This is a genomic window from Curtobacterium sp. TXMA1, from assembly GCF_020162095.1.
GTDB lineage: Bacteria > Actinomycetota > Actinomycetes > Actinomycetales > Microbacteriaceae > Curtobacterium.
This window is the reverse complement of record NZ_CP083910.1, coordinates 807,467-830,921: the sequence shown is the minus strand read 5'-3', so window position 1 is coordinate 830,921 and position 23,455 is coordinate 807,467. Positions and strand designations below refer to the sequence as shown.

Here is a 23,455-nt window from a genome sequence, read left to right as displayed (position 1 = left end):
ACCCATGCGACCGTTCCAACCCCTCGACACGTCAGCGCTGCTGCGGGTCGAGATCGTCGATGCCATGATCCGCGTGCTCCGCGCCAACGCCCTGCACGAGGTCTCGTACGAGCACGTGGCCACCGAGGCCGGACGACCGCTCGACGTCGTGACCGAGGTCTTCCCGACATGGGACGGGCTGCTGCTCGCCACGATCGACCAGTGGAACGACCAGCGGACCTCCGAACTGCTGCCGATCGCCGAGCGAAGTGGCACGATCGTGTTCCTCCGCGCCATCGTCCGGGCGAACGTCGCCGACCCGTCGCTCATGCGGTTCCTGACCTCGATGCTCAACATCGCCGCGACGCCGCACCACCCGCTCGCGCCGATGCTCCACCTGCGCTGGCGCCGCTTCCACGCCTTCGTGCTCGCGGCCCTGCAGCGCGACGTCGAGCTCGGCCGGGAGCCGCGCACGATGGAGCCGGCCCGTGGTGCCGAACAGCTGCTCGCGACCTACGAGGGGCTGCAGCTGCAGTCGATGGTCCGACCGGAGATGGACCTGCTCGAGTCGTTCGACCGCGCAGTCACCCGGCTCCGCGAGGGCTGGTCGCGCGAGTACGTGCCGCCGGTGTGGGACCTCGAGGTGGTCGGCGGCGTCTGACGGACGGCAGCGCCCGCGCAGCCGACGGCTGCACGGGCGCTCCTGGCAACGGCACTCAGTTGTTGAAGCGGAACTCCACCACGTCGCCGTCCTGCATGACGTAGTCCTTGCCCTCGATGCGGGCCTTGCCGTGCGCACGTGCCTCGGCGATCGAGCCGGCCTCCATGAGGTCCTCGAACGAGATGACCTCGGCCTTGATGAAGCCCTTCTCGAAGTCGGTGTGGATGACGCCGGCAGCCTGGGGAGCCTTCCAGCCCTTGCCGATCGTCCACGCCCGTGCTTCCTTCGGCCCGGCGGTCAGGTAGGTCTGCAGCCCGAGGGTGTCGAACCCGATGCGGGCGAGCTGGTCGAGGCCCGACTCCGTCTGCCCGGTCGACTCGAGGAGCTCCGCGGCGTCCTCGGGGTCGAGGTCGATGAGCTCGGACTCGATCTTCGCGTCGAGGAACACGGCCTGCGCGGGAGCGACCAGGGCGGAGAGCTCGGCCTTCCGCGACTCGTCGGTCAGGATCGACTCGTCGACGTTGAAGACGAAGATGAACGGCTTGGCGCTGAGCAGCCCGAGCTCGGCGATCGGCGCCAGGTCGATCGAGGTCGCGGACAGCAGGGTGCCCTGCTCGAGTGCGGCCTTGGCCTCCTTCGCGGTCTCGAGGACGATCGGCTCGGCCTGCTTGAGCTTCACGGTCTTCTCGTACCGCGGCAGGGCCTTCTCGATTGTCTCGAGGTCGGCGAGGATCAGCTCGGTGTTGATCACCTCGAGGTCGTCCTTCGGCGAGACCTTGTTCGCCACGTGCACGACGTCGTCGTCCGCGAAGCCGCGGACGACCTGCGCGATGGCGTCGGCCTCGCGGATGTTCGCGAGGAACTTGTTGCCGAGGCCCTCGCCCTCGCTCGCACCCTTGACGATGCCGGCGATGTCGACGAACGACACCGGCGCCGGGACGGTCTTCTCGGAGTTGAAGAGCGTCGCGAGCTGGTCGAGCCGCGGGTCGGGCAGGTTCACCACGCCGACGTTCGGTTCGATCGTCGCGAACGGGTAGTTCGCGGCGAGGACCTGGTTCTTGGTCAGGGCGTTGAACAGGGTCGACTTGCCGACGTTCGGGAGACCGACGATTCCGATGGTGAGAGCCACGGGAGGACAGCCTACCGGCGGCGGCCCGCCGGGGCCGACCCGCGCCTCCAGGCCGGTGCGGTCAGGACGGCCAGATGCCGAACAGGAAGCGCAGCAACGTGAGCAGCACGCCCTGCGCGATCCCCACGACGATGCAGGCGACTAGCCCCGCCGTCGCGAGCAGCGTCACGCCCAGACCGACCCCGCGACGCACCGTGTGCGGCCTTGCGTCGACGCGGTCAGCGCCCGCCAGCAGCTCGTCCAGGTCCCTCGACTCCCCCATGCGCCGACTGTACGTCGCACCGGTTCACTGCACCAGCGTCGCGATGCGCTCCTCGACCAGCCCCAGGACGCCGGTCTGGAGGCGCTGGGAACGCCGCCAGTCACCGCGCACCTCGAGCGCGTGGTCGGCTCCGTCGACGGTGTGCAGCCCGGCACGTGTGGTCCCGACCGCGGACGGCAGCCACATGTCGTCGGCGGACCCGCCGATCGCGATCGACCCCGCCCCGGTCGCGGCGAGCGCCTCGACCACCGCGGGATGCGACAGGACGGGCGTGAGCCACACACCGTCGATGCCGAGCCGGACCGCCCAGGGCAGGGCGAAGCACCCGAACGACTTCGCGACGACGAGGTCGGGGCGGCGACCGTCGAGTGCGTGTGTGACCTGCCGCTCGACGAAGGCCACGGGGTCCGCCTTCGCCGCGGCGTCGACCAGCCAGGCCGGCGCGACGACCTCGACACCGTGCTGCTCGGCGATCGCGCGCGTCCACCAGAGCAGGGGCGCCTGCTGGCCGTAGCCGGCACCGGGCAGGACGAGGACGAGCGGCTGGGAGGTCGGAGCTGGCACGCCTCGGACGCTACCGCGCAGGGCCGCAACGCCGGGGCCGCGCACGGGTGATGTCGGAACCCCGTGCGAGCATCGAGGGCGTGCCGTTGAACTTCACCGCGATCGACTTCGAGACCGCGAACAGCTCCCCCGCGAGCGCCTGCTCCGTCGGACTCGTCAAGGTCCGCGGCGGCCGCGTGGTCGAGCGGGCCTCCTGGTTCATCCAGCCGCCGGTCGGGCACGACGCCTTCCTCGAGTGGAACACGCGCATCCACGGCATCGTCGCGTCCGACGTCGTCGGGGCCAAGGGCTGGGCCGAGCAGTACCGCGACATCGTGGCGTTCGCCGAGGGGGACGTCCTCGTCGCCCACAACGCCCGGTTCGACATGGGTGTGATCGCCGGCGGGTGCTCGGCGACCGGTACCGAGCTCGCCGAGCACCACTCGCTGTGCTCGCTCCAGGTGGCGCGGAAGACGTACACGCTCGACTCGTACCGCCTGCCGTTGGCTGCGCGCGCGGCCGGGTACGAGGGGTTCCAGCACCACGACGCCGCCGCCGACGCCGAGGCCTGCGCCGCGATCGTCGTGCACGCAGCGGGGCAGCACGGGTGCGACACGGTCGAGGCGCTCGGTGCAGCGACCCGCGTGCACATCGCGCCGGTGCGGCCGCGGACGGAGCAGCCCCGCGCGGCAGCCCAGCCGCGGCTGTCGAACCGTCCGATGATCTTCGCCGACTGACGGCGCGGGCCCGCCCGGGTGCGTGGGAACCCCGGTGGTATTGTCACGACATTGCCGCTCGGGCACCGCTGTCGGTGCCGTCTCCCCCGAAGGACCGCGATGACCAACGAAGGCCAGCTGCCGTCCGACCTGTTCATGGACCTGGACCGGTCGGGGCCGATGCCCCTGTACTTCCAGGTCGCCTCGCGCATCGAGGAGGCGATCCGCTCCGGCGCGATGCCGCCCGGTGCCCGGCTCGAGAACGAGATCGCGCTCGGTGAGCGGCTCGGGCTGTCCCGCCCGACGATCCGTCGAGCGATCCAGGACCTCGTCGACAAGGGCCTGCTCGTCCGTCGTCGCGGCATCGGCACGCAGGTCGTGCACGGCCCGGTGACGCGCAAGGTCGAGCTGACGAGCCTGTACGACGACCTGGCGCAGGGCGCGCAGACACCGGCGACGAAGCTGCTGCGACGCGACGACGTCCCCGCGAGCGACGTCGTCGCCGAGGCCCTCGGGATCGCCCCGGGGACCACCGTCGCGCACATCCGTCGGGTCCGCTTCGCCGAGGACGTGCCGATGGCGATCCTCGAGAACTTCCTGCCGCCCGAGTTCGCCGACATCACCGATGACGACCTGCAGGCGCACGGGCTCTACCAGCTGCTGCGCGGACGTGGCGTGACGATGCGGGTCGCGAAGCAGCGGATCGGGGCGCGGGCGGTCACGGACGACGAGGCCTCGCTGCTCGAGATCGAGGACGGTGACCCGGTGCTGACGATGAGCCGCACCGCGTACGACGCGTCGGGCCGGGCGGTGGAGTACGGCGTGCACTGCTACCGCCCGGACCGCTACTCGTTCGAGGTCACCCTCGTCGACAAGTAGGCGCGGTTCAGCTCGCGGAGGGCACGCCGAGTTCCCCGGTCAGGTACTGGGCGCGGCCGAAGCCGAAGGACCAGTCCTGCGGCCCGTTCTCGACGTAGCCGATGAAGACGTCCTCGGATGCGACGCCGACCTCGGTCAGCCGGTCGTGCACGGCGCGGTAGAGCCCCTGCTTCGCCTCGTCGCTGCGCCCGCCCTGAGTGAAGACCTGGATGACGACGACGCCGTCGGTGCGCTCGAAGCCGAGGCCGGCGTCCTCGGCGATGATCTGCTGCGCCGGGTGCTCGGTGATCACCTGGAACCGGTCGCGCTCGGGGATGCCGTACTCGGCGACGATGGCGGCGTGGATCGCGTCGGCGACGGCGCGCACCTGCTCCGGCGTGCGGCCGGTGGCGAGGTCGATACGGACGAGCGGCATGGTGCCTCCTGGTTCGAAACTTTGTCATTACATCCTAACAAGCGCCGCTCCGGAAGTCTCCCCGTGACGGACGGGAGGCGCGGTGCCAGCCTGCACCGCGCCTCCAGACCGCCTCACGGTGCGTCTACAGCACCGGTGCCGCCGCGTCCGTCGTCAGCCGTCCGTCCACCCGCGCCACGTCGTGCCACGCGCCGTCGACGAGCGACGCCTCCGCCGCCTCCACGATGGACGCGGCCGCGAGCCCGTCGGCGACCGACGGCGCGAGCTGCTCACCGCGCAGCACGCTCGCGACGAACTGGGCCGCCTCGATCGTCTTGAGGTCGTCGTACCCCATCGCGGTCCCGGCACCGGGCTGGAAGCGCGCGAAGTGGCCGTCTCCCGGCGCGACGAGGTGCGTGACGTACCCGTCGACCTCCTGCCCGTCGAGCGCGACCTGCAGCTCGTTCAGCCGCTGGAAGTCCCACCGGACCGACCCCCGCGTGCCGTAGACCTCGAGGGTGTACTCGGCGTGGGGGCCGCGCATCACGCGGCTCGAGTCCATCGTGCCGACCGCGCCGCCCTCGAAGCGGAACAGCAGGGCGGCGTAGTCCTCGTTCTCGACCGGGCCGTGTTCGCCCGTCGCCGCTGCCGACCGGTCGACGATCCCCGCCCCGGGCTTCGGCCGGGTCTCGATGAAGGTCTCCGCGAGCGCCGTCACGCCGGCGATCCTGCCGACCAGGTACTGGGCGAGATCGAGGCCGTGCGACAACAGGTCCCCCAAGACGCCCGAACCCGCCCGCTCGCGCTCGAAGCGCCAGGTGAGCGGGGCGTCCGGGTCGGACGAGTAGTCGGCGAGGAGCGACCCGCGCACGTTCGTGATGCGTCCGAGGCGCCCGCTCCGGACGAGTTCGCGAGCGCGCTGGACCGCCGGGGCGTGCCGGTAGTTGAAGCCGACGCTCGTCACGAGTCCCGCCCGCTCGACGGCCTCGTGGATCGCGCGGGAGTCGCTGGCGTACCGACCCATCGGCTTCTCGATCCAGAACGGCTTGCCGGCCTCGGCAGCCGCGACCGCCATCTCGCGGTGCAGGAAGTTCGGCGAGCAGATCGAGACGACGTCGATCGCGGGGTCGGCGAGGACCTCGTGGAAGTCGGCGACCGCACGCTCGTACCCGAGGCGTCCGACGGCCTGGTCGCGGGCCTCGGGCACCGGGTCGGCCGCGACGACGAGGCGCGGGCGGACGCCGAGCTCCGGGAAGTGGTCGGGCAGTGCGCGGTAGGCGCGGGAGTGCAGCCGCCCCATCCACCCGACCGAGACGAGTCCGACGCCGAGGGTGTCCACGGTCATGCTGCGGGGACGATGACGTCGCGCACCAGGGCGTCGAGCTTCGCGTCGGCGTCGAGGAACTGGCGCAGCGTGGTGACGGTCGCACCGAAGCGGTCGAACTCGTCGATCGTCATGCCGTCGACGTCGTAGCCCCGGGCGAACTCCGGCGTGGCTGCACGGAGGGCGTCGAGGACGTGCGCGGGGACCTCGTCGTCGATCGCGTCCGGGCGGAACGGGTACGCGTTGTCGTTGATGTCCTTCGACCACTGGAACGGTGGCGAGACGACGAGGTCGCCGCCCTGGAACTCCGACCACTGCAGCGGGTTCCGGAACGCGGCGACGAGCACCCGCGAACGGAACCCGCGCTCGCGGAAGACCCGGTACGCCTGCTTCACCGCGGCGACGCCCGCCCACTCCAGGTGCCCGGGGTCGATCATCACGTGGTCGCGCTCGACCACCGTCTTGAGCCAGTCGTCGAAGCGACCGGCCATCAGCGTGACGACGTGCCCGAACTCCTGCTCCGGCAGCCCCTCGGCAGCGCGGCGGTCGAGTGCGCGCTCGATCGCCTCGCCGACCGCGACGACCTGCGGCACGGTGAAGGACACCGTCGCGTTGATCGACACGCCCCGGAAGGCGGCCTCCTCGATCGCCGCGATGCCGACCTTCGTGGCGGGGATCTTCACGATGACGTTCGGCGCGAGCTGCGAGAAGCGGGCGGCCTGTTCGACGAGGGCGTCGGCGTCGCGGTGCAGGCGGGGGTCGGTCTGCATCGAGAGTCGACCGTTGCGGCCGCCCGAGGCCTCGAACGCCGGCAGCAGCTGTGCGGCTGCGGCGACGGAGAGCTCCTCGACCGCCTTCCAGCCGATCCAGGACTCCCCCGCGGTCGGGTGCTCGGCGGCGATCTCGCGGATGCGCGGGACCCACGTCTCCGGATCCTGCTGGATGCACGTGTAGGCGATCACCGGGTTGCACGTGGCCCCGACGGCGCCGTACTCCTGGATCGCGGTGGCGAGCTCCCGCGGGTCGGCGGAGTCGTTCCAGAGCGCCGTGGGCGTCTGCTCCGCCGCTCGCCGGGTGACCGGGCGGGTGTCGGCGCCGGTCGTCGCCGACGTCTCGAGGGCCTCGGTGGTCGGCGCAGTGGTCATCGGGTGAGTCCCTTCCTGATGGCGTCGAGCTGGAAGCGGGACACCTCGTCGGCGTTCTCGTCCTCGGCGAACACGCTCGAGACCGCCACGGTGTCCTCGCGAGCCGTGAAGCCCACGCGGTCGAGTGCTGCCCAGAAGGCGTCGAAGTCGACGTCGGCCTGGCCGACCGGCAGGTGCTGGTGCACGCGTGCCGTGTTGCCCGGTGGGTTGGAGATGTAGCGCAGGCCGTGCGACCGCCGGTGGTCGTAGGCGTCGGCGACGTGGACCAACTGCAGCGAGTCACCGGCGGCGTCGATGATCTCGTCCAGGTTGCCGCCGTAGTGGAACGTGTGGCAGGCGACGTAGACGAAGCCGACCTGCTTCGAGTTGAGGCCGCGGATGACGCGGAGCGCCTCGAGCCCGTCCTCGACGAAGTCGTCGGGGTGCGGGTCGATGAGCACGCGGATGTCCGACGCCTCGATGATCGGCAGGAGTTCCTCCATCGACCGGTAGAACGCGTCCTCGGACTCCTCCGCCCGTTCGGGACGGCCGGAGAACTCGGTGTTGATGGTGTCGACGCCGAGCCGCTTCGTGATCTCGATCACGCGCTTCCACTTCGTCACCGCGGCCTCGCGGGCGTCGCGGTCGGGACCGGACCACCGCAGGACCGGCAGCACGCTGGCGATGCCGACGCCAGCGTCACGGCAGGCCGCGGCGAAGGCGTCGACGAGGTCGTCGTCGGCCTTCGGGTGTCGGTGGAAGGGGATGAAGTCCCGGTGCGGCGTGAGCTGCAGGTGGTCGTACCCGAGGTCGGCGACCTTCCGCGGGAACTCGAGCAGCGACAGGTCGTGGTGGAACGGCGTCGGGTCGAGGGCGATCTTCGGCATGCGTCAGGCTCCGGCGAGCGCGCTCGCGGCGGCGTCCGTCGTCGTTCCGTAGAACGCGGGCTTCGCCGTGGCGTAGGTCACCTGCTCGAGGGCGCCGGACTGCTGCGCTCGCACGGCGACCTCGGCGACCACCGACGCCGTGTAACCGTCCCACGCGCTCGGTCCGTCGATCCCACCGGTGCGGGCAGCGTCGACCCAGCGCTGGACCTCCTCGTCGTACGCGGCGCCGAAGCGCTCGACGAAGGACGGCGTGACGCCCTGGCCCGAGACACCGGCTGACACGACGTTCATCGTCGTCTCGCGCCCGATGTACGCGACGCCCGACTCGAACACCGCGTCGGTCGTCACCTGGTACCCGAACTGCGCGTTGACGTTGATCTCGACGATCGCCATCGTCCCCGACTCGGTGGTGAACAGCACGAACTGCGGCTCGGGCAAGTCGGCCGGCGCGAGCGAGTTCCGGCGGGGCTTCTTCACCTCGACCGCGACGATCGGCTCGCCGGTCAGGAAGGGGATGATGTCGATCTCGTGGATCACCGAGTCGTGGATGAGCATCGACTCGCTGAAGTTCGGTGGCGTCGTCGGGTTGCGGTGCGCGTGGTGCAGGGCGAGCAGCGCCCCGTTCGCGCCGGACTCGCGGAGTGCCCGGAGCTCCTGGTAGCCCTTGTCGAAGCGGCGCATGAAGCCGACCTGGATCCGCGGGCGCTCGGACGACGCCTGTTCGAGTTCGACGATGCGCAGGGAGTCCTCGGCGCTCGTCGTGAGGGGCTTCTCGCACAGCACGGCGAGTCTGCGCTCGATCGCCGGCACGAGGACGGGCTCGTGCAGGAACCCGGGGGTCGCGACGATGACCGCGTCGATCGGCGTCGCGTCGAGGGCGTCCTCGAACGATGCGGCGGTGATGGCGCCAGGAGCCCGCTCGGCCGCGGCCGTGGCGCGTGCCGTGTCCGGGTCGACGACGGCGACGACGTCGGCGCCGGCGATCGTGGACGTGATGCGACGGACGTGGTCGCTGCCCATCGCGCCGGCACCGACGACGGCGACGCGGAGGTTCTCGGTGGTGCTCATGGGGTTCTCCTGGGGTTGCGGGTCAGCGGACGCGAGCGGCAGAGGTCGAGCCGAAGATGTGCTGGAAGGTGCGTTCGGCGATCGGGCCGGGGGTGTCGACCGAGCACCCGTACATGTCCTGCTCGACGATCCCGAAGACGTCCGGGTTGATCCGGGCGACGGCCTCGATGATCGGGGCGAGCTCGGGGGTGCCGTGCGGCGGCTCGGTCATGATCCCCTGCGCCACGGCGGTGGCGAACGGGACGTCGTTCTTCAGCACGTCGAACAGCAGCTCGGTGTCGACCTGCTTGAGGTGCAGGTAGCCGATGCGTTCCGGGTGCTCGGCGATCATGCGGAGGTTGTCGCCGCCGTAGTAGGCGAAGTGCCCGGTGTCCAGGCAGAGGTTCGTGTACTGCGGGTCGGTCACCTCGAGGAACCGCACGGTCTCGCGGAAGGTCCCGACGTGGCTGTCCGCGTGGGTGTGGAACTGCTGGTGGACGCCGTACTCCTCGAGCAGCGCCTTGCCCAGCTGGTCGTGCCCCTTCCCGAGGCGTTCCCACTGCTCGTCGGTCAGGGTGCGGGACTCGAGGACCTCGTTCGTCGCGTCCGACCGCCAGAGGTCCGGGATGGTGACGAGGTGCTCGGCGCCGAGCGCCGACGCGAGCCCGGCCACCGCGACCGCCTGGTCCCACGCCCGCTGGAACTGGTCGTCGCCCTTGTGGAACCCGGTGAACACCGTGCCGGCGGACAGCTTGAGACCGCGGGACGCGAGCTCGTCGGCGAGCTGCGACGGGTCGGTGGGCAGGTAGCCGTAGGGGCCGAGTTCGATCCGCTCGTACCCGGCGGCGGCGGCCTCGTCGAGGAATCGCTGCCACGGCACCTGGCCGGGATCGTCCGGGAACCAGACGCCCCAGGAGTCGGGGGCGGTACCGATGCGGATCGAGGCGGGGGCGGCCGCTGCGTCGGTGGCGGCGGTGGCGGCGGTCTGGGTGTGGGTCATGACGTCGTCGTCCTTCGTGGGGTGGGTTCGTTCAGCCGAGCAGGGGGCGCTGCGACGCGACCTGCTGCTCGTACTCGGCTCGGGCCTGTCGGGTGCTGGGCAGGGTCGAGGTCTGGGCGACCGGGACGTCCCACCAGCCGTCGCCCTCGGGGGCGTAGACGAGCGGGTCCGAGTGCACGTGCACCAGCGTGGTGTGGTCGTTCGCCTTCGCCCGCCGCACCGCCGCGGTCAGGTCCGCGATCGCGTCCGGCCCGGGCTGGACCTCGATCACGTCGACGCCGTACGAGCGCGCGTTCGCCGCCAGGTCGACGGGCAGCACCTCGTCGTTCTCGAACGACCCGGTGTCGTCCCGGTAGCGGTACTTCGTGCCGTAGCGCTCGGATCCGACGGTCTCGGACAGGTGCCCGATCGACGCGTACCCGTTGTTCTGGATCAGCACGACGACGATCTTGATGCCCTCGGCGACGGCCGTGACGAGCTCGGTGTGCAGCATGAGGTAGGAGCCGTCGCCGACCATGACGATCGCGTCGCGGTCCGGCGCGCCACGGCGGACGCCGATGCCGCCGGCGATCTCGTAGCCCATGCACGAGAAGGCGTACTCGACGTGGTACCCGAGCGGATCGCGGACGCGCCAGAGCTTGTGCAGGTCGCCCGGCAGTGAACCGGCCGCCTGGATCACGACGTCCCGCGGGTCGGTCGCCGCCTGCACCGCGCCGATGATCTCGGACTGCCCGGGGACCGCGAGGCCGGACGGCGCGAACGCGGCGTCGACGACCTGGTCCCACTCCTGCTTCCGCTGCGCGATCTCGGCTGCGTAGCCGGCGTCGACGGCGTACGACGACTCGGTCGTGAGCGACGCGGTCAAGGCGACCAGTGCCTCCCGGGCGTCCGCGACCAGCGGCAGCTGCGAACCGTGCTTGTGGGCGTCGAAGGCGGCGACGTTCACGTTGACGAAGGTCACGTCGGGGTCCTGGAACGCGGTTCGCGACGCCGTCGTGAAGTCGCTGTACCGCGTACCGATGCCGATCACGACGTCGGCCTGCGCAGCGATGGCATTCGCTGCCGCGGTGCCCGTCGCACCGACACCGCCGAGGTACTGCGGGTGGTCCCAGAGGAGCGACCCACCGCCGGCCTGCGAGGTCCCGACGGGGATCCCGGTCGCCTCGACGAAGGCCGCGAGCTCGTCCTCGGCCCCCGAGTACAGCACGCCGCCGCCGGCCACGATCATCGGACGCTTCGCCGCACGGATCGCCGACACCGCACGAGCCAGGGGACCGTGCTCCGGCAGCGGACGCCGGACGTGCCACTCGCGCTGCTGGAGGAACGCCACCGGCACGTCGAGCGCCTCGGCCTGCACGTCCTCCGGCAGGGCGATCGTCACGGCGCCGGTCTCGGCCGGGTCCGTCAGCACGCGCATCGCGGCGAGCGCGATCGAGAACAGCTGCTCGGGCCGTTCGACGCGGTCGAAGAAGCGGGACAGCGGCCGGAACGCGTCGGTCACCTGCAGCGAGGTGTCGTGCGGCATCTCGATCTGCTGGAGCACCGGGTCGGTCGTCCGGGTGGCGAACGTGTCCGAGGGCAGCAGGAGTGCGGGCAGCCGGTTCGTCGTGGCGAGCGCCGCCGCGGTGAGCATGTTCGCCGCACCGGGGCCGACCGACGCCGTCGACGCGAAGGTCGCGCGCCGACGGTGCATGCGGGCGAAGCCGACGGCCTCGTGCACCATCGCCTGCTCGTTCCGGGCCTGGTGGTACGGCAGCAGGCCGGGCTGCTCGACGTGCAACTGCTTGATCGCCTGACCGAGGCCGGCGACGTTGCCGTGCCCGAAGATGCCGAAGATCCCCGGGATCGTGCGCTCGCGGACGTCGCCGTCGACGGTCCACTGGTTCGCCAGGAACTCGACGAGCGCCTGTCCGACGGTCATCCGACGGGTCTGCTCCGGGCCGGTGTGCTGGCTCATCGGGAGGACTCCTTCTCGTAGGGCAGGCGTGGGTCGATCGACTCCGAGGTCCACGTCTGACGGACCCACCCGTGGGCGGGGTCGTCGGTGATGTTCCAGACGCGCTCCGGGTCGGGCCCGGCCATCACGTTGAGGTAGTACATGTCGTAGCCGGGGGCAGCGGCGGCGGGACCGTGCCAGCCGTACGGCACGAGGGCGACGTCACCGGTCCGCACCTGGCGGAATTCGTCGATCGGCCGGTCGTCGGACGCGTAGGTCCGGTGCAGTGCGAACGGGTCGGCCTCGGGCGGGGCGGGCACGCCGCGGGCGACGGCGCACTCGTAGTAGTAGATCTCCTCGAGGTCCGACTCCTGCCCGGGCACGAGCGTGTCGTGCTTGTGCGGCGGGTACGACGACCAGTTGCCGGCCGGCGTGATCACCTCGCAGACGATGAAGCCCACCGCGTCGAGCGCGGCCGGGGTCCCGAAGTTGTGCACCTGTCGGCTCGACCGTCCGGCGCCACGCAGTTCGACGGGCACGTCGTCGCGGCCGACGTACACGCTCGGCTTGACCGTCCCGGTGGGCGCCTCGGCGACGGCGACACGGCCGGCACCGGTGATCGTCGCGGCGGTGCCGGAGCCGAGGTAGAGGACGTCCGTCGGCCCCTCGAACACGCTGGCGCGTCCGTCGAGGGTCTGCGTGGTGCCGTCGTACGACACGGTGAAGCTGCCGGCGAGCGGCACGACGAGTCGTTCGACCGCGTCGGCCGGGAGGCGCAGCTCGCCCCCGTCACGGACGGAGCCGGTCCGCAGACCGGTGTGCGTCCACCCCTCGATCCGCCCGTCGACGACGTCCGTCCAGCCCGCCTCGGGGCGGGACCCGGCCGGGACGAACCAGCGGTCGTGCTGCTGCTCTTCGTTCGTCATGCTGCGGGTCAGCCGTTCGACGGGAAGCCGAGGTCGACGCCGCCGTGCGTGGCCGGGTCGAGCCAGCGCGACGTGATCGCCTTCTGCCGGGTGAAGAAGCTGACGCCGTCGGCGCCGTACGCCTTGTGGTCGCCGAACAGCGAGTTCTTCCACCCGCCGAACGAGTAGTACGCCACGGGTACCGGGATCGGGACGTTGATGCCGATCATCCCGACCTGCACGTCGCGCTGGAACCGACGAGCCGCGCCGCCGTCGTTCGTGAAGATCGCGGTGCCGTTGCCGAACGCGCCGGAGTTGATGAGCTCGAGACCCTCGTCGTAGGACTGCACCCGGACCACCGACAGCACCGGGCCGAAGATCTCCTCGGTGTAGACGCGGCTCGTCGTCGGCACCCGGTCGATCAGGGTCGGGCCGAGCCAGAAGCCGTTCTCGTCGCCGTCGGGCCGGACGGTGCGGCCGTCCACCACGACCTCGGCGCCGTCCTGCTCGGCGACCTCGATGTACGAGGCGACCTTGTCGCGGTGCTGCTCGGTGACGAGCGGACCCATGTCGCAGCCGCGGCGTCCGTCACCGATGCGCAGCGTCGCCGCGCGCTCGCGGATCTTCGCGACGAGCTCGTCGGCCACCGGCTCGACGGCGACGACGACCGAGATCGCCATGCAGCGCTCGCCGGCGGAGCCGAAGCCCGCGTTGATCGCGTTGTCCGCGACGAGGTCGAGGTCGGCGTCCGGCAGCACGAGCATGTGGTTCTTCGCCCCGCCGAGGGCCTGCACGCGCTTGCCGTGCTTCGTCCCGGTCTCGTACACGTACTGGGCGATCGGGGTCGAGCCGACGAACGAGATCGACTCGACGTCCGGGCTCGTGAGGAGTCCGTCGACCGCGGCCTTGTCACCGTTCAGCACGGTGAAGACGCCGTCGGGCAGGCCCGCCTCCTGGAACTTCGCGGCCAGCCAGATCGCGGCGGACGGGTCCTTCTCGCTCGGCTTGAGCACGACGGTGTTGCCGGCCGCGATCGCGATCGGCAGGAACCAGAGCGGCACCATCGCCGGGAAGTTGAACGGCGAGATGATTCCCACGACGCCGAGCGGCTGGCGGATCGAGTACACGTCGATGCCGGTCGAGACCTGGTCGGAGAACTCGCCCTTCATCAGCGACGGGATGTTCGTCGCGAGCTCGACGACCTCCTGCCCGCGGGCGATCTCCCCCAGGGCGTCGTCGATGACCTTGCCGTGCTCGCTCGTGATGATCTCGGCGAGCTCGGCCTTGTCGCGGTTCAGGACCTCGCGGAACGCGAAGAGGATCTGCTGCCGCTTGGCGAGCGAGAGGTTGCTCCACGCCGGGAACGCCGCCTTGGCACTCGCGATCGCCCGCTGGATCTCGGCCTCGTCGGCGAGGGCGACCTGCTTCGTGGCGACGCCGAGCGCCGGGTCGTAGACCGGCGCCGTCCGGCCGGAGGCCGACGCGACGTGCTCGCCGTCGATCCAGTGTCCGACCGTCGTCGTGCCGGTGTCGGTGCCGGGGCCGGTCTCGGTGCCGCTGCTGGTCTCGGTGCTGGTGGTCATGCGTTGCTTCCTTCCGGGACGGACGTGTCCAGGGTGGCGGACGGGGCAGGCGAGTCGGGGTGATCGCGAGTCGGTGTGGAGGACTCGTCCCGTGCCTCCCGGCTGTGGACGAGTGCGGACGCGACGTCGACCGCGGTGGCGACGTCACCGTCCTGCGGGTAGAGCAGCGTGCGGCCGACGACGAGTCCGCGGACCCCCGGCAGGGCGAGCGCGTCGGCCCACGTGGCGTACGTCTCGTCGGGGCTGCCCGACGGGTCGCCGCCGAGCAGGAGCGTCGGCAGGGTGGTCGCGGCCATCACCCGCGCCATGTCGTCGACGACCGGGATCTTCAGCCAGCTGTAGGCGCTCGACTCCCCCAGGCCCGCGGCGATCGCCATCGAGGTGATCACGGCGTCGGCGCTCAGGTCGTTGACGACCCGGCCGTCGCGCCACGAGGACATGAACGGTTCGAGCATGACCGGCAGCTGCAGCGCGGCCGCCTCGGTCACGGCGCGCGCGGTCGCCTCGAGCGTCGGGGCGGTGCCGGCGTCGTCGAGCGCGACCCGGACGAGCAGCTTCGCGAAGTCGAGCCCGGCGTCCTTGATCGCCCGGGCGGAGTACGCGGTGTAGCGGTCGTCGAGCTCGAACGAGGCACCGCGCAGGCCGCCGCGGTTCATCGAGCCGACGACGACCTTGCCGTCGAGCGCCCCGAGGAGCGCCAGGTCCTCGAGGACGTCCGGCGTGCCGAGGACCCCGTCGACGCCCGGCCTGCCGAGGGCCGTGACGAGGCGCTCGAGCAGGTCGTAGCGGTCGGCCATCGCCGAGGCGTCGTCGCGGACGGCGAGCGCACCACGGGCGGGGTGGTCGGCGGCCACGATGAACAGCTTGCCGTCGTCGGCGAGCAGCGGGCGGCGGGTCCGGGTCCGCAGGACCTCGGCGACCCGCTCCGGCGACCCGGCGCGCAGGTCCCGCAGCCGGGCGAAGTCGGCGGGGCTGATCTCAGGCATCGATGCCCTCCTTCGTCGTCGCCTGCGCCGGGTTCGTGCGCAGGAACTCGTCGATCTCGTCGCTCGTCGGCATCGCGGTCGAGCACTCGAACCGGGTGGCGACGATGGCGCCGGCCGCGTTCGCGAAGGCGAGGGTGCGGTCGAGGCTCCAGCCCTGCAGCAGGCCGTGCACGAGCGCCCCGCCGAACCCGTCCCCGGAGCCGAGCCCGTTGACGACGTCGATGGTGTGCGGCCGGTACTCGACCGTCTCGTCGCGGGTCTTCGCCAGGACGCCCTTCGGCCCCTGCTTGACGATCGCCACCTCGACACCGCGGTCGAGCAGGGCGTCTGCGGCGCGGACGGGGTCGGTCTCCCCCACCGCGACCTCGCACTCCTCGCGGTTGCCGACGGCGACGGTGGCGTGCTCGAGGGCGACGGCGACCTCGCGCGTCGCCGCTGCGGGGTTCGACCAGAACACGGCCCGGTAGTCGAGGTCGAGCACGGTGTGCGACCTCGTGGCGGCCTTCGATGCGCTCCGTGCCGCGTACGCCGCGTGGTGGGCACTGCGGCTCGGCTCCTCGCTGAGTCCCGTGACGGTGGTCCAGAACACCCGGGTCCGCTCGATCGCGTGGAGCGGCAGGGACTTCGTCGTGATCATCAGGTCCGGCGCCTTCGGGGCCCGGTAGAAGTAGAGCGGGAAGTCGTCCGGCGGGAAGACCTCGCAGAAGGCCACGGGGGTGTTCAGCCCCTCGACCGTCTCGACGAACTCGTTCGCGACGCCGAACTCCGGCAGGGTGCGCGCGATGTACCGGCCGAACGGGTCGTTCCCCGTGCGGGTGACCACCGCTGCGTCGGCGCCGTGCCGGGCCGCGGCGATCGCGACGTTGGTCGCACTGCCCCCGACCGACTTCGAGAAGGTCGTGACGTCCTCGAGCGGGCCGGTCTGCTGCGGGTAGACGTCGACGCTGACGCGTCCCATCGTGATCACGTCGTGGACGTGGGGAGCTTCGTTGGTCATGCGACGCGAGGACCTTCCGTGCGGCTTCATCGGCGGACGAGCACGACTGTACACGGAGTTTGCCCTAATGTCAGTACATGGATCGGCCCCCGGTCGGACTCCGGCCGGGAGGCGCGTGTCGGTGGGACCTGCCACAGTCACGACATGCAGATCCTCGCCCTGGTCATCGGCCTCGTGCTCGGCATCGCCGTCGGTGCCGTCGTCGCGTGGTCGCTCGCCCGTTCGCGCGCCGGCGTCGACGCCGCCGCCGCCCGAGCGACCGCCGACGCGCTGCGTGCACAGCTCGACTCCGTGCGCGCCGACGCCGAGGAACGGCTCGACGCCCAGGACGCGCAGTACCGCCGCCAGGTCGACTCCCTCGAGCGTCGGGCCGCCGAGCTCGAGCACCTCGTGCAGCGCATGCACGGCGCCGACGCGGCACGGACCCAGGGCGAGTCGAAGGTGCTGTCGGCGCTCAGCCCCGTCGCGCAGACGCTCGACCAGATGCGGGCGAAGATCGCCGAGCTCGAGCAGTCGCGGACCGAGCAGTACGGCGCACTGTCCGCCCAGCTGCGGTCCGCCGCCGAGTCCGAGGAACGACTCCGCGCCACGGCCGACACGCTCGCGAGCGCCCTGTCGTCGAACAGCACCCGCGGCGTGTGGGGCGAGACGCAGCTGCGGAACGTGGTCGAGGCCGCCGGGCTCCTCGAGCGCGTCGACTTCGACGTGCAGTCCTCGGTGACGACGGCCGCCGGCACCGCCCGACCGGACATGGTCGTGCACCTGCCCGGGGGCAAGACGATCGCGGTCGACGCGAAGGTCCCCTTCAGCGCCTACCTGCAGGCGGCGGAGATCCCGGCGAGCGCGACCGGGGCCGAGGGTGCCCGGCGCGACCAGCTCATCGCGCAGCACGTCAAGGCGCTCCGCGCGCACGTCGATGCCCTGGCCGCGCGGGAGTACTGGACGGGCTACGACGCCTCGCCCGAGCTGACGATCGCGTTCATCCCGTCCGAGTCGCTGATCTCGAGCGCGCTCGCCGCCGACCCGGGCCTGCTCGACCACGCCTTCCGGAAGCGGATCGCCCTGGCGTCACCGGTCACGCTGTGGTCGGTGCTCAAGACGGTGGCGTTCTCGTGGCAGCAGGACGTCGTCACCGCCGAGGCCCGGGAGCTCTTCCGGGTGTCGCGCGAGCTCTACGGGCGCCTGGCGACCCTCGGCGGACACGTCGACAAGCTCGGCCGGGCGATCCGCGGGTCCGTCGTCGACTACAACCGGTTCGTCGGGTCGCTCGAGCGCCAGGTGCTGCCGAGCGCCCGACGCCTGTCGCTGCTCGACGAGTCGAAGGTGCTCGCCGACCCGGGGACGATCGACGACGAGCCGCGGCTGCTCAGCGCGCCCGAGCTCGTCGGCGCCCTCGACGACGACTGAGCGAGGCGCGGCACACAGCGGCGCGAGGCCGGGCCGTCGAACCACGGATCCGACATCGAACCGATCGGTAGACCTGGTTCGATGTCGAATCCGTGGTTCCGTCCCGCTGTCAGCACCGCGGCGGACGTCAGCACACCGGCTGAATCAGAACCACTTCTCGGCGCGGTGGTCGGCCTGGATACGGCGGATCGTGTTCGAGCGCGAGCGGAGCACGAGCGAGTCGGTGTGGATGACACCACGCGAGCGGCGGACACCGTCCACGAGCACGCCGTCGGTGACACCGGTCGCGACGAAGAACGTGTTGTCGCCCGTCACCAGGTCGTCCTGGTCGAGGACCGCGTCCAGGTCGTGGCCGGCGTCGAGGGCCTTCTGGCGCTCCTCGTCGTCCTTCGGCTGGAGCTTGCCGAGGATCACGCCGCCGAGCGCCTTGATCGCGCACGCGGTGATGATGCCCTCCGGAGTGCCGCCGACGCCGACGCACATGTCGATCTTCGAGCCGGGCAGCGCGGCCGAGATGCCACCGGCGACGTCACCGTCGAGCAGCAGGCGCGTGCCGGCACCCGTGGCACGGATCGCGCGGATCAGCTCGTCGTGGCGCGGGCGGTCGAGGACGGCGATCTGCATGTCCTCGATGTCCTTGTGCTTCGCCTTGGCGAGCGCGCGGATGTTCTCGCCGATCGGCTTCTCGAGGTCGAGGACCCCGCGGCCCTCGGGACCCGCGGCGATCTTGTCCATGTAGAACACGGCCGACGGGTCGTACATCGACCCGCGGTCCGAGACGGCCATCACGGAGATGGCGTTCTGGCGGCCGGCAGCGGTGAGCGAGGTGCCGTCGATCGGGTCGACCGCGATGTCGCAGGCCGGGCCGTGCCCGTTGCCCACGTGCTCACCGTTGAAGAGCATCGGGGCGTCGTCCTTCTCGCCCTCGCCGATGACGACCACGCCGTCGAAGTTCACCGTGCCGAGGAACTTCCGCATGGCGTCGACGGCGGCACCGTCGGCGAGGTTCTTCTCGCCCCGACCGACCCACGGCTGGGCACGGATCGCGGCGGCCTCCGTCGCACGCACGAGCTCGAGCGCCAGGTTGCGGTCGGGCTGGAGGAACAGGGAGCCGGTTTCCGTAGTGGGAGTCACGACCAGAGCCTACCGATCGGGCTCCGGCGCGGCCGAACGGGTGCACGGACGTGCACGCTGTAACCCGTCGAGGAGCCCTGACTAGGCTCGGCGGGGAACCACCAGTCGAAGGAGATCGCAGTGCCCATCGCAACGCCGGAACAGTACGCCGAGATGCTCGAACGAGCGAAGGCCGGCAAGTTCGCCTACCCCGCGGTGAACGTGTCCTCCTCCCAGACGATCAACGCGGTCCTCCAGGGCCTGCAGGAGGCCGGCTCGGACGGCATCCTCCAGGTCACGACCGGTGGCGCCGACTACTTCGCCGGGCACACCGTGAAGAACCGCGCCGCCGGCGCCCTCGCGATGGCCCGCTTCGCGCACGAGGTCGCGAAGAACTACGACGTCACCGTCGCACTGCACACCGACCACTGCCCGAAGGACGCCCTCGACGGCTTCGTCATGCCCCTCATCGCCGCGAGCGAGGAGGAGGTCCGCCAGGGCCGCAACCCGATCTTCCAGTCGCACATGTGGGACGGCTCGGCCGTGCCGCTCGACGAGAACATCGAGATCGCGAAGACGATGATCCAGAAGACGCGCAACATCAACGCGATCCTCGAGGTCGAGATCGGCGTCGTCGGCGGAGAAGAGGACGGCGTCCAGCACGAGGGCACCAACGACGCGCTGTACACGACCCCGAACGACGTCGAGAAGGTCGTCGACGCGCTCGGCCTGGGCGACCAGGGTCGCTGGATCGCGGCCCTGACGTTCGGCAACGTGCACGGCGTCTACAAGCCGGGCAACGTCAAGCTGCGTCCGGAGCTCCTCGGCGAGATCCAGCGGTCCGTCGCCGAGAAGCACGGCACCGGCGAGAACCCGCTCGACCTCGTCTTCCACGGCGGCTCCGGCTCGACCGACGACGAGATCCACGAGGCCGTCCGCAACGGCGTCATCAAGATGAACATCGACACGGACACGCAGTACGCGTTCACCCGCTCGATCGCCGACTCGATGTTCCGGAACTACGAGGGCGTGCTGAAGATCGACGGCGAGGTCGGCAACAAGAAGCAGTACGACCCGCGCGCATGGGGCAAGGTCGCCGAGACCGCCATGGCGGCCCGCGTCGTCGAGGCCGCGAAGGTCCTCGGCTCGGCCGGCAACAGCAAGGGCTGATCGCAGGCCACCAGCCGGGAGGAACGGGGCGCGTCCGACGGACGCGCCCCGTTCCGCGTCCGGTCGCCACCACCGCCCGTGCCACGATGGGCAGGTGACCTCCGACGCCATCGCCTCCTCGTTCGCCCAGTACGTCACCGAGTCGCCCACCGCGTTCCACGCGGCTGCGGTCGCGCGGGACCAGCTCGTCGCGGCGGGGTTCACGGAGCTGTCGGAGCTCGACGCCTGGCCGACCGAGGCGGGAGCGTACGTGGTCGTCCGCGACGGCGCGGTCATCGCGTGGCGTCTGCCCTCGGGTGCCACCCCGACCACCCCGTTCCGCATCCTCGGCGCTCACACGGACTCCCCCGGCTTCCGCATCAAGCCGAACCCGGCCGTGCGTGTCGGCGGGTGGGAGCAGCTCAACGTCGAGGTCTACGGCGGGGCGCTCCTGTCGACGTGGTTCGACCGCGACCTCCGCATCGCCGGGCGCGTGGTCGACGCCGACGGCTCGGTGCGCCTCGTGTCGACCGACGCCGTCGCCCGGATCCCGAACCTCGCGATCCACCTCGACCGCGGGGTGAACGACGGCAAGGAGATCGACCGGCAGCGCCACACCCTGCCGGTCGTCGGCACGGACGGCACCGCCGGCGGCACCGACGTGCTCGCGTGGCTGCGCGGCCGCCTCGGGGAGGACGCGGTGTCGTGGGACCTCTTCCTCGCGGACACGCAGGCGCCGGCACGGATCGGCATCGACCGGGAGTTCCTCGCCTCCGGTCGGATGGACAACCTGACGAGCGTGCACGCAGGGCTCCGCGGGATCATCGATGCACCAGTCGACGGCGACCACGTGCCGGTGTTCGCGGCGTTCGACCACGAGGAGATCGGCTCGTCGACCCCGTCCGGCGCCGGCGGGCCGTTCCTCGAGGACGTCCTCGGCCGCGTGCAGGAGGGGCTCGGCGCCACGCGGTCCGAGGCAGCTCGGGCGTTCCGCGCGTCGTGGCTGCTCTCGAGCGACGCCGGGCACCTGGTGCACCCGAACCAGCCCGAGAAGCACGACCCGACGAACCGCCCGCGTCCGGGCGGCGGCCCGCTCCTGAAGATCAGCGCGAACCAGCGCTACATGACCGAGGCGAAGGGCGAGGCCGTCTGGTCCGCCGCGTGCGACGCCGCCGGGGTGTCCTGGCAGCCGTTCGTCAACGTCAACACGATCCCCGGCGGCTCGACGATCGGCCCGATCGCCGCGACGCGACTCGGCATCCCGACGATCGACATCGGCGTCGGCCTGCTGTCGATGCACTCGGTCCGCGAGCTCGTGCACGTGGACGACCTCGCCGCGCTGCACGGCGCCGTCGCGGCCTTCCTCGCCGGGTAGGCGACGGCGCGGTCTCGCCGAATGGGCGACGGCGCGCTCCGGCGCCTACCCGCCGGACGCCCGACGGATCGCCTCCTGCACGGCGGGGTCCTGGAACACCACGACGAGCATCGGCACGGCACCGAGCGCGCTCGCGACGACCCCGCCGACCAACGGCACCCAGAACGTCCAGCGGCGGGCACGGAGGCGTCGGACCGACCACCAGGCGACCAGGGCGAAGACCACTGCGAGGATCACCACGCGGACGACCGCGGCGGAGGACAGGGCAGCGGGCGAGGACATCTCGCCGAACTGCCCCGCCACGTACTCGCGGGTGACACTCGCGACCATGCCGGTGGACAGCGCGCCGAAGACGGACCAGAGGCCGACGAACAGCAGCCCGACGGTGAGCACGAAGTCGAGCCGCGAGGCGCCGTAGGGGCTCGTCGACGCAGACGTGGGAGCGGCACTCGACCCACGAGGGGACCCGGGTTCGTGCGTCCGTCGGACGTCACGCCCGTCGGGACCCGGCCGGGTCGGATCAGGTGCGCGACGCGTGACGGCGTCCTGCCGCTGCGCGTCGTCCCGACGTCGGTCCTCGGCCGCCTGCCGCTCCTGCTCGACCAGGACCGGGTTCACCCAGCCCTCGGGGGCGTACTCGCCGTACTCGGGTGCCGGTGTGCCGTGGACCCGGCCGTCCCGTCGACCGGTGGCCGACGAGGCGGACGCGGGGCGGGCCTCCCGGCCGAGCGCGGTCTCGTCCACGTGACCCGGCTCGCGGGCCGGTGCCGACGACCAGTCGCCGCTCACGAGCGCCGCCCGCCGAGCGCGCGGGTGGGGTTGCCCGAGGCGTCGGTGCGGAGTTCCTTGGGGAGCGAGAACATCAGGTCCTCGTGCGCCGTCACCACCTCTTCCACCGTGCCGTAGCCGGCGTCCGCGAGCTGCTCGAGGACCTCGGTGACGAGTTCCTCGGGCACCGAGGCGCCGCTGGTCACGCCCACCGTCCGGACGCCGTCGAGCCAGTCCTGGCGGATCTCCTCGGCGTAGTCGACGCGGTGCGCGGCCGCTGCACCGTACTCGAGGGCGACGTCGACGAGTCGCACGCTGTTCGAGGAGTTCGCCGAGCCGACCACGATGACCAGGTCCGCGTCCGGCGCGACCTTCTTCACCGCGACCTGGCGGTTCTGTGTGGCGTAGCAGATGTCGTCCGACGGCGGGTTCTCGATCGACGGGAACCGCTCGCGGAGCAGCCGGACGGTCTCCATCGTCTCGTCGACGCTCAGCGTGGTCTGCGAGAGCCAGACGAGGTTGTCGGGGTCGGGGACCTCGAGCGCGGCGACCTCCTCGGGGCCGTTGACCAGGATCGTGCGCTCGGGGGCGTGGCCCATGGTGCCCTCGACCTCCTCGTGGCCGGCGTGACCGATGAGGATGATCGTGCGGTCCGCCTTCGCGAAGCGGGTCGCCTCGCGGTGGACCTTGGTGACGAGGGGGCAGGTCGCATCGATGGCGTGCAGGTCGCGCTCGGCGGCGCCGGCCACGACGGCGGGCGAGACGCCGTGGGCGCTGAAGACGACGTGCGCGCCGCGCGGGACCTCGGCGACGTCGTCGACGAACACCGCACCGCGCTGCTCGAGCGTGGAGACGACGTGGACGTTGTGCACGATCTGCTTCCGCACGTAGACGGGCTCGCCGTACTGTTCGAGTGCCTTCTCGACCGCGACCACGGCGCGGTCGACGCCCGCGCAGTACCCGCGTGGGGCGGCGAGCAGGACCTTCTTGGTGCCGGCGACCGGCTCGTCCCGCAGGCGACCGCGCGCTGCGTGCACCCTCGGCGGGGCGAGCGGGACCGTGCGGCCGTTGGTGATCGTCACGCCCCCGATGATAGGTGCCGGGCACCCGCGGGGCCTGGGTGCGCCGGCGTCGGGTGCGGAGCCCGGCGGGGGGCAGGACCCGGGCGCAGCGCGGCGGTCCGGAGCGCGGGCGCGGCGCGCCGTCCGGCACGTGCGTGCGGCACCGCCGCAGCTCGGCGGTCCGGAGCGCGGGCGCGGCGCGCCGTCCGGCACTAGCGTGCGGCACCACG

23 protein-coding genes are annotated in these 23,455 nt (G+C 71.5%); 6 read left to right on the top strand and 17 right to left on the bottom strand.

Going from position 1 to position 23,455, the window contains the following annotated elements:
• The first annotated feature begins 4 nt into the window (after positions 1 to 4).
• A complete protein-coding gene (locus tag LCG91_RS04015; protein ID WP_224442579.1) occupies positions 5 to 640 on the top strand; it encodes a TetR family transcriptional regulator C-terminal domain-containing protein in 636 nt (211 codons plus the stop codon).
• Between the two features lie 55 nt (positions 641 to 695).
• Here LCG91_RS04015 and ychF read toward each other — a convergent pair whose 3' ends face one another.
• From ychF to LCG91_RS04000, 3 genes are all read right to left on the bottom strand, one after another.
• On the bottom strand, positions 696 to 1,769 hold the full coding sequence (gene ychF / locus LCG91_RS04010) for a redox-regulated ATPase YchF (protein WP_224442578.1): 1,074 nt from the start codon (positions 1,767 to 1,769) through the stop codon (positions 696 to 698).
• 61 nt (positions 1,770 to 1,830) lie between these two features.
• Positions 1,831 to 2,031, bottom strand: a complete 201-nt coding sequence (locus LCG91_RS04005) for a hypothetical protein (RefSeq protein WP_224442577.1) — start codon at positions 2,029 to 2,031, stop codon at positions 1,831 to 1,833.
• A 24-nt stretch (positions 2,032 to 2,055) separates the two neighbouring features.
• The gene (locus LCG91_RS04000; RefSeq protein ID WP_224442576.1) at positions 2,056 to 2,595 is read right to left on the bottom strand and encodes a hypothetical protein; all 540 of its coding nucleotides are present in this window, start codon (positions 2,593 to 2,595) and stop codon (positions 2,056 to 2,058) included.
• Positions 2,596 to 2,675: 80 nt separating this feature from the next.
• Here LCG91_RS04000 and LCG91_RS03995 point away from each other — a divergent pair, with 80 nt between their 5' ends.
• Positions 2,676 to 3,311, top strand: coding sequence for an exonuclease domain-containing protein (locus tag LCG91_RS03995; protein WP_224442575.1), 636 nt, complete (start codon positions 2,676 to 2,678; stop codon positions 3,309 to 3,311).
• Between the two features lie 99 nt (positions 3,312 to 3,410).
• Entirely contained in the window at positions 3,411 to 4,169 is a 759-nt protein-coding gene (locus LCG91_RS03990) for a GntR family transcriptional regulator (RefSeq protein ID WP_058748637.1), read from the top strand.
• Between the two features lie 7 nt (positions 4,170 to 4,176).
• Here the strand turns inward: LCG91_RS03990 and LCG91_RS03985 are convergent, their stop codons facing one another.
• The 11 genes from LCG91_RS03985 to iolC all read right to left on the bottom strand — a co-directional run bounded on the left by LCG91_RS03985 (position 4,177) and on the right by iolC (position 16,352).
• On the bottom strand, positions 4,177 to 4,584 hold the full coding sequence (locus LCG91_RS03985) for a tautomerase family protein (RefSeq protein ID WP_224442574.1): 408 nt from the start codon (positions 4,582 to 4,584) through the stop codon (positions 4,177 to 4,179).
• A gap of 124 nt (positions 4,585 to 4,708) precedes the next feature.
• On the bottom strand, positions 4,709 to 5,908 hold the full coding sequence (locus tag LCG91_RS03980; protein WP_224442573.1) for a Gfo/Idh/MocA family protein: 1,200 nt from the start codon (positions 5,906 to 5,908) through the stop codon (positions 4,709 to 4,711).
• Complete coding sequence (locus LCG91_RS03975) at positions 5,905 to 7,032, bottom strand: transaldolase family protein (protein WP_224442572.1); 1,128 nt, start codon at positions 7,030 to 7,032, stop codon at positions 5,905 to 5,907. The genes LCG91_RS03980 and LCG91_RS03975 overlap by 4 nt, the downstream gene beginning before the upstream one ends.
• Entirely contained in the window at positions 7,029 to 7,898 is an 870-nt protein-coding gene (locus tag LCG91_RS03970) for a sugar phosphate isomerase/epimerase family protein (RefSeq protein WP_058748634.1), read from the bottom strand. Before LCG91_RS03970 ends, LCG91_RS03975 begins: the two co-directional genes overlap by 4 nt.
• 3 nt (positions 7,899 to 7,901) lie before the next feature.
• Positions 7,902 to 8,966 carry a Gfo/Idh/MocA family protein gene (locus tag LCG91_RS03965; RefSeq protein WP_224442571.1) on the bottom strand — a complete coding sequence of 355 codons (1,065 nt, stop codon included), beginning with the start codon at positions 8,964 to 8,966 and terminating at the stop codon, positions 7,902 to 7,904.
• A 22-nt stretch (positions 8,967 to 8,988) separates the two neighbouring features.
• Positions 8,989 to 9,945 (bottom strand): sugar phosphate isomerase/epimerase family protein, encoded by a 957-nt coding sequence (locus LCG91_RS03960; protein WP_224442570.1) that lies wholly within the window; start codon positions 9,943 to 9,945, stop codon positions 8,989 to 8,991.
• Positions 9,946 to 9,976: 31 nt separating this feature from the next.
• Positions 9,977 to 11,902 (bottom strand): 3D-(3,5/4)-trihydroxycyclohexane-1,2-dione acylhydrolase (decyclizing), encoded by a 1,926-nt coding sequence (gene iolD / locus LCG91_RS03955; RefSeq protein ID WP_224442569.1) that lies wholly within the window; start codon positions 11,900 to 11,902, stop codon positions 9,977 to 9,979.
• A complete protein-coding gene (gene iolB / locus LCG91_RS03950; RefSeq protein ID WP_224442568.1) occupies positions 11,899 to 12,807 on the bottom strand; it encodes a 5-deoxy-glucuronate isomerase in 909 nt (302 codons plus the stop codon). Before iolB ends, iolD begins: the two co-directional genes overlap by 4 nt.
• A gap of 8 nt (positions 12,808 to 12,815) precedes the next feature.
• Complete coding sequence (locus LCG91_RS03945) at positions 12,816 to 14,369, bottom strand: CoA-acylating methylmalonate-semialdehyde dehydrogenase (RefSeq protein WP_224442567.1); 1,554 nt, start codon at positions 14,367 to 14,369, stop codon at positions 12,816 to 12,818.
• Complete coding sequence (locus tag LCG91_RS03940) at positions 14,366 to 15,355, bottom strand: class I fructose-bisphosphate aldolase (RefSeq protein ID WP_224442566.1); 990 nt, start codon at positions 15,353 to 15,355, stop codon at positions 14,366 to 14,368. Before LCG91_RS03940 ends, LCG91_RS03945 begins: the two co-directional genes overlap by 4 nt.
• The gene (gene iolC / locus LCG91_RS03935; RefSeq protein ID WP_224442565.1) at positions 15,348 to 16,352 is read right to left on the bottom strand and encodes a 5-dehydro-2-deoxygluconokinase; all 1,005 of its coding nucleotides are present in this window, start codon (positions 16,350 to 16,352) and stop codon (positions 15,348 to 15,350) included. Before iolC ends, LCG91_RS03940 begins: the two co-directional genes overlap by 8 nt.
• A 144-nt stretch (positions 16,353 to 16,496) precedes the next feature.
• On the opposite strand from iolC, the gene LCG91_RS03930 reads away from it, so the two are divergent.
• A complete protein-coding gene (locus LCG91_RS03930; protein WP_224442564.1) occupies positions 16,497 to 17,759 on the top strand; it encodes a DNA recombination protein RmuC in 1,263 nt (420 codons plus the stop codon).
• Between the two features lie 144 nt (positions 17,760 to 17,903).
• Here LCG91_RS03930 and glpX read toward each other — a convergent pair whose 3' ends face one another.
• Complete coding sequence (gene glpX, locus LCG91_RS03925) at positions 17,904 to 18,893, bottom strand: class II fructose-bisphosphatase (protein WP_224442563.1); 990 nt, start codon at positions 18,891 to 18,893, stop codon at positions 17,904 to 17,906.
• A gap of 120 nt (positions 18,894 to 19,013) precedes the next feature.
• On the opposite strand from glpX, the gene fbaA reads away from it, so the two are divergent.
• Both fbaA and LCG91_RS03915 read left to right on the top strand, forming a co-directional pair.
• Positions 19,014 to 20,042, top strand: a complete 1,029-nt coding sequence (gene fbaA / locus LCG91_RS03920) for a class II fructose-bisphosphate aldolase (protein ID WP_058728103.1) — start codon at positions 19,014 to 19,016, stop codon at positions 20,040 to 20,042.
• 94 nt (positions 20,043 to 20,136) lie between these two features.
• Entirely contained in the window at positions 20,137 to 21,396 is a 1,260-nt protein-coding gene (locus tag LCG91_RS03915) for a M18 family aminopeptidase (protein WP_224442562.1), read from the top strand.
• Between the two features lie 45 nt (positions 21,397 to 21,441).
• Here LCG91_RS03915 and LCG91_RS03910 read toward each other — a convergent pair whose 3' ends face one another.
• Together LCG91_RS03910 and LCG91_RS03905 are read right to left on the bottom strand one after the other, a co-directional pair.
• The gene (locus tag LCG91_RS03910; protein WP_224442561.1) at positions 21,442 to 22,140 is read right to left on the bottom strand and encodes a DUF6264 family protein; all 699 of its coding nucleotides are present in this window, start codon (positions 22,138 to 22,140) and stop codon (positions 21,442 to 21,444) included.
• A gap of 41 nt (positions 22,141 to 22,181) precedes the next feature.
• Positions 22,182 to 23,246 carry a 4-hydroxy-3-methylbut-2-enyl diphosphate reductase gene (locus LCG91_RS03905; protein ID WP_082687360.1) on the bottom strand — a complete coding sequence of 355 codons (1,065 nt, stop codon included), beginning with the start codon at positions 23,244 to 23,246 and terminating at the stop codon, positions 22,182 to 22,184.
• Positions 23,247 to 23,455 lie beyond the last annotated feature (209 nt).

What these genes read in the sequence shown, in the direction of transcription:
- LCG91_RS03930 (WP_224442564.1), top strand. Translation starts at nt 16,497, where the DNA reads ATGCAGATCCTCGCCCTGGTCATCGGCCTCGTGCTCGGCATCGCCGTC.
- LCG91_RS03975 (WP_224442572.1), bottom strand. Translation starts at nt 7,032, where the DNA reads ATGACCACTGCGCCGACCACCGAGGCCCTCGAGACGTCGGCGACGACC.
- LCG91_RS04015 (WP_224442579.1), top strand. Translation starts at nt 5, where the DNA reads ATGCGACCGTTCCAACCCCTCGACACGTCAGCGCTGCTGCGGGTCGAG.
- iolD (WP_224442569.1), bottom strand. Translation starts at nt 11,902, where the DNA reads ATGAGCCAGCACACCGGCCCGGAGCAGACCCGTCGGATGACCGTCGGA.
- iolC (WP_224442565.1), bottom strand. Translation starts at nt 16,352, where the DNA reads ATGACCAACGAAGCTCCCCACGTCCACGACGTGATCACGATGGGACGC.
- iolB (WP_224442568.1), bottom strand. Translation starts at nt 12,807, where the DNA reads ATGACGAACGAAGAGCAGCAGCACGACCGCTGGTTCGTCCCGGCCGGG.
- LCG91_RS03970 (WP_058748634.1), bottom strand. Translation starts at nt 7,898, where the DNA reads ATGCCGAAGATCGCCCTCGACCCGACGCCGTTCCACCACGACCTGTCG.
- LCG91_RS03945 (WP_224442567.1), bottom strand. Translation starts at nt 14,369, where the DNA reads ATGACCACCAGCACCGAGACCAGCAGCGGCACCGAGACCGGCCCCGGC.
- LCG91_RS03965 (WP_224442571.1), bottom strand. Translation starts at nt 8,966, where the DNA reads ATGAGCACCACCGAGAACCTCCGCGTCGCCGTCGTCGGTGCCGGCGCG.
- LCG91_RS03980 (WP_224442573.1), bottom strand. Translation starts at nt 5,908, where the DNA reads ATGACCGTGGACACCCTCGGCGTCGGACTCGTCTCGGTCGGGTGGATG.
- LCG91_RS03960 (WP_224442570.1), bottom strand. Translation starts at nt 9,945, where the DNA reads ATGACCCACACCCAGACCGCCGCCACCGCCGCCACCGACGCAGCGGCC.
- LCG91_RS04005 (WP_224442577.1), bottom strand. Translation starts at nt 2,031, where the DNA reads ATGGGGGAGTCGAGGGACCTGGACGAGCTGCTGGCGGGCGCTGACCGC.
- LCG91_RS03985 (WP_224442574.1), bottom strand. Translation starts at nt 4,584, where the DNA reads ATGCCGCTCGTCCGTATCGACCTCGCCACCGGCCGCACGCCGGAGCAG.
- LCG91_RS03940 (WP_224442566.1), bottom strand. Translation starts at nt 15,355, where the DNA reads ATGCCTGAGATCAGCCCCGCCGACTTCGCCCGGCTGCGGGACCTGCGC.
- LCG91_RS03990 (WP_058748637.1), top strand. Translation starts at nt 3,411, where the DNA reads ATGACCAACGAAGGCCAGCTGCCGTCCGACCTGTTCATGGACCTGGAC.